This is a genomic window from Microbulbifer rhizosphaerae (genome assembly GCF_014191725.1).
GTDB lineage: Bacteria > Pseudomonadota > Gammaproteobacteria > Pseudomonadales > Cellvibrionaceae > Microbulbifer > Microbulbifer rhizosphaerae.
In genome coordinates this window covers 50343-62694 of sequence record NZ_JACHWZ010000010.1, presented here as the reverse complement: position 1 = coordinate 62694, position 12352 = coordinate 50343, and the positions used below count along the sequence as shown (strand labels likewise).

Here is a 12352-nt window from a genome sequence, read left to right as displayed (position 1 = left end):
AACAAAAAACGGCCGTAGACGCGGCCGTTTTTTGTTTGATGTCGTTTCAGGTCGCAATCTCGCCACTATTCCTAAATATCCCTGTACTTTCACCTCCTCGCTTTTTAGTTTGGACAAACAACGCGAGGGGAACTCAATGAAATACGCAGCAATTCTTTTCCTAACAGCCATAGCGACAAGCGCCAGTACTAAAAGTGATTTACTGAACTTGCGCATAGAAGATGAACGCCTTATTGATGTCTGGACGCTAGTTGAAAATTTCTGCGCCGAAGACGGCCAAGCAAAGCCCCGCGACTTACAGCACCCGGATGCGCGTATCAGCATTCAGCTGGAGCAGGTAAGTTGTGTGGATGCCTACAAAGCCCTGAGGAAGTTCGACGGTGCCGCAAAAAAATAAATTGCAGCTAGGCGAGGCGATGAAGTTGGCGCGACTCGAACAAAGGTTGAGTCAAAGCGCTGTGGCAAGGAGTCTTGGTATTCAGCAGTCGTATCTGTCCAAGGTCGAGAATGATACCGCCACGCCCTCGGTGACAGTGCTGCAGAAACTCTGCAGCGCTTATGGTGTTAAAACCCACCGACTGCTGCGTCAGCTCGACCGAGAGGTGCTGCGGAGGAATGGCGCCTACCGGGCGCACCTGCAAAAAACTCTGCGCCAGCGCCGTGCTACTCGGGCAGGCTTGGCTTCGGTGCTTGTTGCTGCCGTATCGCTTTCTGCGCTGTTGCTGGGGAGGGAAACTGCGTCGATACACCGGCCGGTGACCCTGGTACTGGATGAGGTTGATGGCGTCGAAGCGATAGATCTCTTTGCCGCCTATGGGCAGCTAGAGGTCCGCGGGCGTCATCTGGTGGCCGGTAAATCCGTGAGTATCGAAGTGAGGGAGATACCCTGGGATCAGGCCTTCAGCGAGTTGGCCAAGCGCCTGGGCGTGCGGGCGGAGTTTTCGGGCGCCATTGTCGAGCTCAGCCCTGACGCCAACTAGCTGGTTGGGCTGCGCCCCTCGCCAAAAGTGAAAACGGCCGCTCGAAGCGGCCGTTTCTATTCAAGGAGCAGGAAGATCACTTCTCCAATAACAGCCCGCACTCCCTGTGCTCCTCCCCCTTCGTCGGGTCGAAGTAGACATCATTGTCCGGCAAGTCGTTCTCGTAAACGTACTCTTCCACGTCCAGTTCCTTGAGGTGGAACATGGGGGCGACGCGGATGGTGCCGTGGCTGCCGGTGGTGAAGACATCCAGGTTCTTGCGGTGAGCGTTCTGGTCGTGGCGAATACCGTTCAGCCACACATCCGGCTTCAGCTCTTCCATGGCGCGGTTGAAGGGTTCGAGCTTCACGGTGCGCGAGAAGAAATCGTGCTCCGGCGTATCCAGCGCCGGAATGCCGCCGTACACCGCGTTGTAGTGGGCCGCGGACATCTTGGGGGAGTAGGGGAACAGGTTCAGGCCGAGGTCCTTTACCACGCGCTCAATATGGCGGTAGGTTTCCGGGGTATTGTAACCGTGGTCCACCCAGATCACCGGGATATCCGGTTTCGCCCGGGTTACCAAGTGAAGGAAAGCCACCGCCAGCGGGCGGAAATTGGTGAATACCACCGGGTTCTCCGCGTGCTCAACGGTGAACTGCATAATCTCACTGGGCCTGGCATCGTGGAAGCGCCGGTTGAGGGCATCCAGGTCGGCTCCGTGGTGAAAGGTGGGCCCCGGTTGGGCGAGGGCGGCACTACTGCTGGCGTTTAGTCCCATCTGGCTCAAGCTTCGATTGTGGAATTTGAAGCTGCATACTACTGGCCGCCAAGTCCATTTAGAAACAATAAAAAAGAGTGATCACTAAAGTTTTGGTTATATAAAAACCACGGAACTCTATTCGCAGCGGAACTCCATCAACAGCCGGTTCTGCCCCGTCTCCCCGCAGGCTTCCCGGTCCACCTCCACAAAGTGGTGCTTTTGGCAGAAGTAGCGCGCCAGCAGGTTCTCCTCCAGCACCACCACCCACAGCAGGGCTCGCCCCTGTTTGGCGTGGGCCATCAGCGCGCTGCCGGCGCCCCTGTCCCGAGCCCATGGGGCGACAAACAGCGTCGCCAGTTGATCGTCTCCGCCCAGGGCAACGAACCCGGTTATTTCCCGGGATTCGCTGTCCTGGTAGACCCAGGCGGTTTTCCCCTGCAGGCAGGACTCTCGGAAGTAGTCCGACTGACCTTCCCAGTAGCTGCGGGGCACCGAAGGATGCGCATCGCATACCACCTTCAGCCACAGTTGTTCCAATACGTCCCAATCATCGCCACAAACCGCTCGAATCATGGTTATCTACCGCAAGTAACTACTTACTCCAAATCCTAACCTGTGCTGGCGTCGACGACTAACCGCATATTTATACCCGGGTAATATTGACAAATTAATTTAATCCGGGTATATATATATATAGCAAAACTCAACCAGGAGCCGGCGCCATGAACGAAACGACAGAAACAGAGGTCACTGCCTTTCTGAAGGAGTGCCGCATAGCCTCCGGCAGGCTGTCGGCAGTGGCTGCCGAGGTTGTGAAATCGGTGGCGGGGGAACAGCTATCCGATGTGCTGATCTTCGACAACACTGACAGCAGGATTGTCGAAGTGGACTTCCGCGGAGGCAGGGATGAGGTTCTGCGGCGCCTGACTCCGCCAACACCAGAAGCGCCCGGAGACGGCCAAACGCCACGACGCAAACGCGGCCGGCCCAAACTCGGGGTGGTGGCCCGCGAAGTCACATTGCTGCCGCGCCACTGGGAATGGCTGGCCAGCCAGCCCGGCGGTGCATCGGTGGCGCTGCGCAAACTGGTGGAAGACGCCAGGCGCGACAACAGCCATCGGGACAGAGTCCGCCATGCCCGTGAGTCCACCTATCGATTTATGTCCGCCATGGCCGGCGACCTGCCGGGATTCGAAGAGGCAGCGCGGGCCCTGTTTGCCGCGGAGGAGACCATATTTCGCAGCGAGATGGCATCCTGGCCTGAAGATATTCGCAGTCACGCAGAGAAGCTGGCCGAAGTTGCCTTCACCAACGCGCGCACGGCGACGCGTGGAGGAGAGGCGGAAGGCGCATCTGCTGCAGATTGATATGTCGGCAGCCACAACCATTCAGTCGCTCCAGGTCCACGACATTGGCGGCCAGGGAAGTAAGTAACTACTTGCACATACAGCGCTAAGATAAGTCTCTTCTCCCTGTAGGACAGGCACAAGTCGGCAGGATTGCCGATCTGGACGCCGCAGGCGCTGCGAAGCGGGCGAGCGCCCTGGATGGCGCGAGTTAACGGAGCGCAGCGACGTGCCCATCTTCCGGGTTCCGGTGGCGCTACGCTTTGTACCATCCTGCAAAAATCACCCCTACCGCCCCTTAACTTAATGGCTACATTGAGTCCTGACGCTCGTACGCATTGCCCAGCAGCAGTCACAAAAATGTAAAGTTTCGTAATGCGGAAAAATCGTTTGATGGTAAAATACAATCATTCTCATTATTAAGATTGATTAGATAAACCTAAAAGATAATCTGCGGAGACCACATGAAGCGTTTTTCCCTGTCGCCCCTCTCTCTTGCCCTGGCGGCTGCCGTTGCGACCCCGGTCCTGGCCAATGAGCGTAACACCCACCTGGAGACTGTCTCGGTAATTGGCGACACAGAAGCCATCTCCAGCCTCCCGGGTTCGGCGCACCTGATCGATGCGGCAGACCTGGAGCGATTCGAGTTTGTGGATATCAACCGAATGGTGCGCGAGGTTCCCGGCCTGTACCTGCTGGAGGAAGATGGCTACGGCCTGCGCCCGAACCTGGGTATTCGCGGTTCCGGCAGCGGTCGCTCCGGAAAAATCTCACTGATGGAAGACGGAGTGCTGATCGCTCCGGCTCCCTACGCAGCCCCCTCCGCCTATTACTTTCCCACCGCCGGCCGGCTCAACACCGTGGAAGTGCTCAAGGGCCCGGCCACATTGCAATACGGTCCCTTTACCGTAGGCGGCGCGGTCAACATGCTGAGCACACCGATCCCCGGGGACGCCGCGGGCATGGTGCAGCTGGAAGCCGGTGAATACGGCGAAAGCCGCCTGCACAGCTACTACGGGGCGAGCACCGACACCACCGGTTGGCTGCTGGAAACCCACCAGCAGTACGCGGATGGTTTCCGTGAAATCGACCGCGCCGACAGCGCCGATATCGCCAAAGAGGACTATCTGCTCAAGGGCAGACTGCGCTCCGCGCCGGACGCCAGTTACCAACAGCAGTTGGATATCAAGGTGCAGTATTCGGAAGAAGAGTCCGGCATGAGCTACCTGGGCCTTACCGACGCGGACTTCAAAAAAGACCCCAACCGTCGCTACGGCATCAGCGCCCTGGATGAAATGCAAAACCGCCACAGCGGTGTGCAGCTGAACCACAGCATCGCCCTGAGTGACAGCTTCTCCCTGCATACCCAGGCCTACTACAACAAGTTCAAGCGCGACTGGTTCAAGACCAGCCTCGGCGGCCTGATCGATCTGGCCAACGGAGGCGACGCCGAGGCACAGGCCCAACTTGACGGGGGGTTGGATACCGAATTCGGTATCAAGCACAACAACCGGAAATATGAATCCCGCGGCCTGCAAGTGAGCGCCAACTGGCAGCTGCAGACCGGCGGTCTGGATCACGACCTGACCTTTGGCCTGCGTCGCCACTGGGACGAGGTGGATCGCTTCCAGCCGTCGGAAAACTTCCGCCAGACCAATGGCGAACTGGTCTTTCAGGACATCAGTCTGCCGAGCTCCAGCAACAACCGGGTTGAAGAAGCCAGCGCCACTTCGTTCTTTGCCTACGATGAAATCCAGCTGGCGGACAAGCTGACCCTGACCGCGGTCCTGCGCTACGAAGACATCGAAACCGAGCAGCAGCGCTACAACGACCCGGAGCGCAACGAGAAAGGCAGCAGCAAATCCAATCAACTGGACGAGTGGCTGCCGGGCTTGGGGCTGGTGTACGACTTAAATGACCAGTGGAGCCTGCTGGCCGGCGTGCATCGCGGCTTCGCCCCTCCCGGTGCCGGTTCCGACGACGGAGTGGGCGCGGAACTCTCCACCAACTACGAATGGGGTGCCCGTTTCAACAACGGCAGTCTGCGCGGTGAGATGATCGCTTTCTTCAGCGACTACGAAAACACCATACAAAACTGCTCCATCGCGGTACCGTGCCCGAACGACGCCGACAGCGGCAGCTACCAGTTGGGTGAGGCGGAGATCAAGGGTGTAGAGGCTGCTATTGGCAGCGATTGGGGCCTCGCCAATGGATGGGCCATACCATTGCGCGTCAGCTATACCTACACGGATGCGGAAATCACCAAGGATAGCGACGACGGCGACCTGCTCGCTGGCGACAACCTGGCTCACTTGCCGGAAAACGTCTTCGCCCTTTCCGCCGGCCTGGACAGTGGAGCTGCCTGGCGTGTCAATCTGACTGCCGCCTACCAAGACGAGATGTGTGTCAATAACGCGTGCAATCGCGGCGGTACCGACCGGTTCGACCACACCGAATCCCTGTGGGTACTGGACGCCGCCGCCCACTACGATTTCAGCGAAGATCTGACCACTTACCTGAAGGTGGACAACCTGTTCGACGAGCAGGCCATCGTCAACCGCGGTCCGGACGGCGCCCGCGCCAACCGCCCGCGCACTGCGACCCTGGGTATGAAGTTCGTCTTCTGATCCAGACTGCTACCGGCAACCGAAAAAGCCGCGGGCGAACCCCGCGGCTTTTCTATTTCCCCTGTAGGAGCGGCCGTTGGCCGCGATCGATCTTTCCCGATTCTCTGAAATCCGATCGTTCCTACAGGCTATCAACCCAAGTGCACAAAATGCGCCTTCAGGTAGCGCGTCTCCAGAATCGCCGGGTGCACCGGGTGATCCGCCCCCTGACCACAGCTGCTCAGCAAAGCCGCCGGCCGGCGCAACTTGTGCGCCGCGCCGCGCACAATATCCAGCAGCTCATCGGAGGAGAGGTGCATGGAGCAGGAAGCGCTTACCAACAGGCCGTCTTTCGCCAGCAGACCAATGGCCAATTCGTTGATATGGCGGTAGGCGGCGGCGCCCGCCTTTTGGTCCTTGCGCCTTTTGATAAAAGCCGGCGGGTCCAGTACCACAATGTCGAACTTTTCCCCGTCGGCGGCCATGGCCTTCAACACCTCCACCGCTTTGCCGCGCACGGTCTGCAATCTGTCGGCGAGATTGTTGTGCTCGGCGTTGGCTCGGCACCAGTCAAGCGCCTGCTCGGAAGCATCGACACAGGTGACCTGTTCCGCACCGTGGGCTAGCGCCTGTACCCCCCAGCCACCGGCATAGGAAAACAGATCCAAAACCTTCCTTCCTTTCACCCACTGGTTCAGCCGCGCGCGGTTGTCCCGGTGGTCGTAGAACCAGCCGGTCTTCTGGCCCGCATGCACCGGCGCCAGCAGCGGCACGCCGTTTTCCTCGAAGGGCACCATTTCCGGAACTTCGCCGAAGACCACTTCATTCACCAGCGGCATCTCCTCCATGGCGCGTCCCTGGTGATCGTTGCGTAGCAGTACGCCCTTCGGCTGAACCAGTTCGATCAGCATCCCGATCACCTGTTCCTGCAGCCGCTCCATGCCCCAGTTGCTCACCTGCACCACCAAGTAGTCGCCGAAGCGGTCCACCACCAACCCGGGCAGCCAGTCGGAGTCCCCGTACACCAGGCGATAGCTGGGGTGGGGGAAATAGCGCTGGCGCATCCCGAGTGCCGAGTGCAACCGCTGGCGCAGCAGTTCGCCTTCCAACGGGCCGTCCCGTGACACCAGCCGGGCACAGATCAGCTGGCCGGAATTGACGAAAGCGGTACCGAGCGCTTTGCCGCGGCTGTCGAGCACCTGGCATTGGCTGCCGGGTTCGATGCCTTTCAGGGGAGAGCGGCTGGTGTCCACCTCATTGCTGTAGATCCACAGGCGACCGCGTTTGAGGCGCCGGTCGGCGCCGGATTTCAGGATCAGTTGCTGTTGCACGCTCGGGGCTCCGGTTTGCTGCCGGCAGCGCCGGCGAGGGGCGCAATTGTTGGTCGCCGCGAAATGCTTTGCAAGGGGGCAGCGAGTCGGCGGCCAACAGCAAGAGGGAAGCGGGTTAGCATAAGGCAGTTTTTGCTACCACCTTGTCATTTCGGATATGGAGGATTTTGCCGAAGACGTAAAGGACTATCTGGATGACCAGGGTATCAGGAACCTGATTATCGACCTCCGCGACAACGGCGGCGGCGGCTTCTTCGTCGGTCTGGGGCTGGCCGAGTAACGCCGCCCAGTACCGGCAGATACTCAATGCCAGACTGGTGGGGGAACCGACCGGGGGCAACCCGGTGGGCTATCAGGATATGGACAGTTTCTCCTTGCCCAACTCCGGTTGGACTATCACCTACTCCAAGCGCAACTACAGATTCCAGGATAACTATTCTGAGGGCGTCCAGCCGGACGTGCCGATAGAAATCGACTGGGAGAGCTACCGCAGGGGAATAGACAAGCCCCTGGCATGGGTTTTGGCTGATATAGCCAGCAGGAATCCCGGAGGAGCCCATTAGTAGCCGGCACCTGAAGATTTCTGCGTTAGCATACGGCAAATCACTCACCGATCTTATCCCCAGTTAACTTGGGCGGGCTGTATTCTCTAAAAAACTAATTAATTAGTTGACAGCTGGGGGTCACGCTTCTAAAGTTGAAAAAACTAATGAATTAGTAGATTGCTTTATGGCCAGAAAAAAATCCGATCAGCTCACCGACGGTGAGCAGGGCATTATGGAAATACTGTGGGAGCGGGGCGAATCCTCCGTAAAGGATATCGCCCAGGCACTTCCGGCGGACAAGCCTGCCGCTTACACCACCGTACAGACCATGTGCAAAATTCTGGCGGAGAAAGGCTATGCCGATTACCGCAAAGAGGGGCGCGCCTTTATCTACCGCGCCCGAATAAGCCGCACCGAGGCCCGCCAGAGCGCGCTGAAAAGCCTGCTGAACCGCTTCTTCGGCAGTTCGCCCGAACTGCTGGCACAGCACCTGATCCGGGAAACGGATATCGACCTGAAGGATCTCGAGGCCCTGCAGAGGAAAATCGACGAAACGGACTGAACGGCGGGCAACTCCATGCTTTTTGAACTGACACTGTTCACAACCTTTACCCTGCACCACCTTCTGGTCGGGAGCAGCCTGATACTGCTGCTGGCCGCCGCCACCCGGGTGTTGCGACCGAGCGCGGAACTGCAGAGCTGGCTTTGGACCACCGCCTTCGCCATCTGCCTGTTGGTTCCCTTTGCGTCGCTGGTATTGAGCGCGGAGCCGACGGCGGCCGAGCGCGCCGCAAAGGCTGTGTGGACAAACATGGCGGTGCAGGCGCTACCGGTGGACAACGTCAGTGCCGCGCCCCCCGAAACTGCGCCGCGCGCCTCTGCCGCTGGCGATAAATTCCAGTGGCAGCTTCCCGCGCTTTGGGTGAGTGAGGCGAGCACTGGTCTGTACACTTTCCTGCTGATCTGGCTGCTGGGCAGCGCCTGGCGTTTGGTCGGTGTTGTGCGATCGATCCGCCGCACGCGCCGGTTAATCAGATCCGCGGTGCCTTACAGAGATTGCGGGAAACCTCTGGTCCCCTGCCCGCTGCTCGTATCTGCGAGCGCCAGGGCGCCGATGGCTGCAGGCTTATTAGAGCCGGTAATCCTGCTGCCCAAAAATTTTGTCGAGCGATTCGATACCGAGCGGCTGGCGCCCATCATCCTGCACGAGTGGGCCCATATCCAGCGGCGGGATCTCTGGGTGGGCACCTTGCAGGAGTTGGCTGCCATCGTCTTCTGGTGGAGCCCGGTGATGCGACTGATCAATCGAAAGATCCATATTTCCAGGGAGCTGGCCTGTGATATGCGGGCGGCGCGCGCATTGGAGAGCGGCAAGCGGTATGCGCAATCCCTGCTCGACTGTGCCGAGCTGATGATCACCCGGCGACAGAACCTGGTGGCCATGGGGCTTTTCAGTAAGAAGAAGGACCTGAATGAGAGGATAAACGCCGTGCTAACGCTTAAAACCGCAAAAACACCGAAGCTTCTGACCACCGCGACTGCTTGCGCCGTATTTGCCATCGCCAGCCTGGGCGCCGCACGCGAGTATGCGCCCCGGATCGACCTGATTTCCATTAAGGGTGAAGCTCTGTCGCGTGCCGAGGGCGAGCGGCTGATGGAAGTCATCCGCAGAAACGACCTGCAGGCGCTGACGGAAATGCTGAACAGCGGCCTCGATATCAATACGCCGGTGCCGGGGGAGGGTACAGCCCTGATAGAAGCGGTCCGCCATAACAGACGCGAGATTGCGGAGCTGCTGATCGACGTCGGCGCGGACGTGAATTTATCGTCCGCAGGTGATGGCAACCCGATGATCGCAGCCGCATGGCACAACCGCATGCAACTGGCCAAACTGTTCCACCAACGGGGCGCCGACCTGGACGCAGTAGTACCGAGAGACGGCACCCCGCTGATTGCCGCCATTCGATCCGGTCACGACGCCCTGGCGGAGCAGCTGATCGAATGGGGTGCCGATGTCAATCAGGCCGCAGAGCGGGACGGCAGCCCGATGATTGCCGCAGCCATGACCGGCAACCTGGAAATTGCCAAGCGTCTCTATGAGAAGGGCGCGGACATCAATGGTGTGGTTCCGACCGATGAAACGCCTCTGATCAACGCCTCCCATCACGGCCATCTGAAAATGGTCAGGTTCCTGGTGGAGAGCGGAGCCGACGTAAACCTGGGCGTTATGGCCAACGACAATGAATTCAGAACGCCGCTCAACAGGGCGCGCAATGCACAGGTACGTGAGTATTTAGTTGCGATGGGCGCGACAAAATAAAAGTCATCCAGGGGAAAAACAGGCGCATAGCTCATCGTTTTTTCGGCAAGGAACGCCCACTAAACTAACCAGAGACGCAATCAAAAATGCAAACAATAAAGACCCGATTGTCCTCCTATGTTTCCGCATTTGTCGTCTCTCTGTGCGGGCACTCGCCGGCGCTTTCCGCACCGCTCAAAGGCGAAGAGAAATTTACGTTTGAAACCTGGAGCAAACAGGAAGTAGATGGCTACCGAGTTCCCTTGAAGTGCCGGAAAACCGGCACAACAAACACAGTCGCCTGATACCTATCAAATATGTCCGATTCCCCGCAACCGGCGAGCAACCCGGGCCGCCAATTGTCTATCTGGCCGGCGGCCCCGGTGGCTCGGGGATTATGGCGGTCAACTACCGCTTCGACATGTTTATGGCCCCTGCGCGAGTATGGCGATGTTATCGCTCTGGACCAGCGGGGCACAGGCGCTTCCGATGTTCTGCCGGAATGCCGGTCCAGGCAGGTCATCCCACCCACAATTCCTTTGTCCGACCGCCGCTATATCGAATATCACCGCGACGCACTGCGGGAGTGCCTGGCCTTCTGGCGGGAAAGCGGCGTTGATCTCGCCGGCTACAATACCGTCGAAAATACCCGCGACCTGGACGCCCTGCGCCGACACCTCGGCGCAAAGAAAATCGTACTGTGGGGCACATCCTACGGCAGCCACTTGGCCCTGGCGGCGTTAAAGGAAATGGAGGACAGGGTAGAAAGAGTAGTTATCTCCAGTGCCGAAGGACTGGATCAGACAGTCAAGCTTCCCGCTCGCACCGATTAATGAGTGAAAATCGGTCGGCAGCGGCAGGAAAATCCCGGAACAATGAAGAAACCGTTTGATACTGCCGGCATATGCACACGCATTCAGAGGGGAGTATGGGTGAGAACAAAACTTCCCGGTGGAGAATTTGGGAAGGCCTGAACAAGCCGTCATCCCGGCGAAGGCCGGGAACCAGCTCCTGGGACTCATTGGGGCTACTGGATTCCGGCCTTCGCCGGAATGACGAAAGGCTACTTATTCAGAGCCGTAAAAATTAAAAGGAAATTGTCGTGATAAAAAGAAACAGGATTCTGCTGGTAACTGTGTCTCTGGCGATATTTTTAGGCTGGCTTCTGTGGCCCGCTTACCAGTTCTTCGCTTATAACAAGGGATCGCTGCCGCTGTCGCCGTTCGGATGGCTGGAGTTGCCGCGGGACAATCCCTCGGTTCAGGAACTCTACGATCCAGCCTACGCGGTTGCCGGAACCCTGTCACTGGATGTTATCGAAAAACACCGCGAAAAGATCGCGTCTCCGGCAATCTCCGCCGCTGTCTCCGCCTGTGGCAAACTGTTGTGGGCGGGTGCCGCAGGCTGGTCCGATATCGAATCGGGAACGCCGGCGACGCCGAAAACCCGCTTTCGAATCGGCAGTACGTCAAAGGCGCTCACCGGGACCGGACTGGCGCGGCTGGTGGAGACCGGGCGCATTGATCTCGACGCACCTATTTCCAACTACCTGAATCCGCTGCCGAACCCGCAGTGGGCGGATATTACGCCGCGTCAGCTGGCCTCGCATATGGCTGGCCTGCCGGATTACAAAGAGAATCGCGATTGGATGGGGCTCTACCACACTCTGGCACTGCGGGATCACTACGACAGTATGGTGGAAGCGCTGGATGTTTTTGATGGCAGTCCGCTTTTGTACCAGCCGGGGACCCGCTTCCACTACACCAGTTTTCACACTGTGCTGCTCGGTGCGGTGATGGCGAGCGTGGCACAAAGACCCTATCTCGAGCTGATGCAGAAGGAGGTGTTTGTGCCCAGTGGAATGAGTGCCACCATTCCAGCCCCCCTGGGAGGGGACTACAAAAACCATATCGCCACTCCCTACAAAAGTAACGACAAACCCGGTGCGGAGCACCGCGTGCGCGAGTGGCGCCGGGTAGACCTCAGCCATCGGTTGCCGGGCGGTGGCTTCGCTTCGACTTCGTCCGATTTGGTTAAGCTGGGTATGCGCTATCTGGACGACGAATACCTCTCCGCGAAAACCAGGGAGACCTTCTGGACCCCACAGCGGTTGCCGGATGGCAGTGTCAATTCACAGAACTACGCGTTGGGCTGGCGTATTCACGAAATGGAAGTGTTGGAAGCTGGCACGGTTCGCTATGCCAACCACGGCGGTGTATCCCGCGGTGGACAAAGTTATCTGATGCTGCTGCCGGACTATCGGATGGCGGTGGCGGTCAATATCAACCGCAAGACGGATGTGTTCTGGGACTTCGGCAGCGTGTCACTGGAAATTGCCCGGGCGTTTATTCAGAATCGAACTGCCAGCAACTGCTATCAGGGATAGAACAGGTGCTCTCTTCATGCAATCTTCCTCTCCGAGATCTTTGCAGCGACCGCGGTGAAGCGACGCCCCGTTTGTACCGAGCTCTGAATTAACCGCTTGATATTCGCCTGCAAGCAGGCT

General features: G+C 58.6%; 12 protein-coding genes. 9 read left to right on the top strand and 3 right to left on the bottom strand.

What is annotated here, in order from left to right:
* Positions 1 to 136 precede the first annotated feature (136 nt).
* Both FHS09_RS11600 and FHS09_RS11595 read left to right on the top strand, forming a co-directional pair.
* Positions 137 to 397, top strand: coding sequence for a hypothetical protein (locus FHS09_RS11600; protein WP_183460045.1), 261 nt, complete (start codon positions 137 to 139; stop codon positions 395 to 397).
* Entirely contained in the window at positions 381 to 980 is a 600-nt protein-coding gene (locus FHS09_RS11595) for a helix-turn-helix domain-containing protein (protein ID WP_183460026.1), read from the top strand. The genes FHS09_RS11600 and FHS09_RS11595 overlap by 17 nt, the downstream gene beginning before the upstream one ends.
* Before the next feature lie 76 nt (positions 981 to 1056).
* Here FHS09_RS11595 and FHS09_RS11590 read toward each other — a convergent pair whose 3' ends face one another.
* Together FHS09_RS11590 and FHS09_RS11585 are read right to left on the bottom strand one after the other, a co-directional pair.
* The gene (locus FHS09_RS11590; RefSeq protein ID WP_183460024.1) at positions 1057 to 1737 is read right to left on the bottom strand and encodes a phosphoadenosine phosphosulfate reductase domain-containing protein; all 681 of its coding nucleotides are present in this window, start codon (positions 1735 to 1737) and stop codon (positions 1057 to 1059) included.
* 117 nt (positions 1738 to 1854) lie between these two features.
* Positions 1855 to 2292, bottom strand: a complete 438-nt coding sequence (locus tag FHS09_RS11585) for a GNAT family N-acetyltransferase (RefSeq protein ID WP_183460022.1) — start codon at positions 2290 to 2292, stop codon at positions 1855 to 1857.
* Positions 2293 to 2441: 149 nt separating this feature from the next.
* Here FHS09_RS11585 and FHS09_RS11580 point away from each other — a divergent pair, with 149 nt between their 5' ends.
* Together FHS09_RS11580 and FHS09_RS11575 are read left to right on the top strand one after the other, a co-directional pair.
* A complete protein-coding gene (locus FHS09_RS11580) occupies positions 2442 to 3086 on the top strand; it encodes a DUF2239 family protein (RefSeq protein WP_183460020.1) in 645 nt (214 codons plus the stop codon).
* A 443-nt stretch (positions 3087 to 3529) separates the two neighbouring features.
* Positions 3530 to 5692, top strand: coding sequence for a TonB-dependent receptor family protein (locus FHS09_RS11575; RefSeq protein ID WP_183460018.1), 2163 nt, complete (start codon positions 3530 to 3532; stop codon positions 5690 to 5692).
* A gap of 131 nt (positions 5693 to 5823) precedes the next feature.
* On the opposite strand, the gene FHS09_RS11570 is transcribed toward FHS09_RS11575, so the two are convergent.
* Positions 5824 to 7002, bottom strand: a complete 1179-nt coding sequence (locus tag FHS09_RS11570; protein WP_183460016.1) for an RsmD family RNA methyltransferase — start codon at positions 7000 to 7002, stop codon at positions 5824 to 5826.
* A 157-nt stretch (positions 7003 to 7159) separates the two neighbouring features.
* Here FHS09_RS11570 and FHS09_RS11565 point away from each other — a divergent pair, with 157 nt between their 5' ends.
* The 5 genes from FHS09_RS11565 (at position 7160) to FHS09_RS11545 (ending at position 12232) form a co-directional block, all read left to right on the top strand.
* Entirely contained in the window at positions 7160 to 7282 is a 123-nt protein-coding gene (locus tag FHS09_RS11565) for a S41 family peptidase (RefSeq protein WP_183460014.1), read from the top strand.
* 449 nt (positions 7283 to 7731) lie between these two features.
* Positions 7732 to 8109: a BlaI/MecI/CopY family transcriptional regulator gene (locus FHS09_RS11560; RefSeq protein WP_183460012.1), complete on the top strand. Its 378-nt coding sequence runs from the start codon at positions 7732 to 7734 to the stop codon at positions 8107 to 8109.
* A 15-nt stretch (positions 8110 to 8124) separates the two neighbouring features.
* Positions 8125 to 9867, top strand: coding sequence for an ankyrin repeat domain-containing protein (locus FHS09_RS11555; RefSeq protein WP_183460010.1), 1743 nt, complete (start codon positions 8125 to 8127; stop codon positions 9865 to 9867).
* 296 nt (positions 9868 to 10163) lie between these two features.
* Positions 10164 to 10679: an alpha/beta fold hydrolase gene (locus FHS09_RS22560; protein WP_246394935.1), complete on the top strand. Its 516-nt coding sequence runs from the start codon at positions 10164 to 10166 to the stop codon at positions 10677 to 10679.
* Positions 10680 to 10948: 269 nt separating this feature from the next.
* On the top strand, positions 10949 to 12232 hold the full coding sequence (locus tag FHS09_RS11545) for a serine hydrolase (protein ID WP_183460008.1): 1284 nt from the start codon (positions 10949 to 10951) through the stop codon (positions 12230 to 12232).
* Positions 12233 to 12352 lie beyond the last annotated feature (120 nt).

Excerpts from the sequence above, each read along its gene's own strand:
- FHS09_RS11600 (WP_183460045.1), top strand. The coding sequence starts at position 137 with ATGAAATACGCAGCAATTCTTTTCCTAACAGCCATAGCGACAAGCGCC.
- FHS09_RS11590 (WP_183460024.1), bottom strand. The coding sequence starts at position 1,737 with ATGGGACTAAACGCCAGCAGTAGTGCCGCCCTCGCCCAACCGGGGCCC.
- FHS09_RS11585 (WP_183460022.1), bottom strand. The coding sequence starts at position 2,292 with ATGATTCGAGCGGTTTGTGGCGATGATTGGGACGTATTGGAACAACTG.
- FHS09_RS11580 (WP_183460020.1), top strand. The coding sequence starts at position 2,442 with ATGAACGAAACGACAGAAACAGAGGTCACTGCCTTTCTGAAGGAGTGC.
- FHS09_RS11575 (WP_183460018.1), top strand. The coding sequence starts at position 3,530 with ATGAAGCGTTTTTCCCTGTCGCCCCTCTCTCTTGCCCTGGCGGCTGCC.
- FHS09_RS11565 (WP_183460014.1), top strand. The coding sequence starts at position 7,160 with ATGGAGGATTTTGCCGAAGACGTAAAGGACTATCTGGATGACCAGGGT.
- FHS09_RS11560 (WP_183460012.1), top strand. The coding sequence starts at position 7,732 with ATGGCCAGAAAAAAATCCGATCAGCTCACCGACGGTGAGCAGGGCATT.
- FHS09_RS11555 (WP_183460010.1), top strand. The coding sequence starts at position 8,125 with ATGCTTTTTGAACTGACACTGTTCACAACCTTTACCCTGCACCACCTT.
- FHS09_RS22560 (WP_246394935.1), top strand. The coding sequence starts at position 10,164 with ATGTCCGATTCCCCGCAACCGGCGAGCAACCCGGGCCGCCAATTGTCT.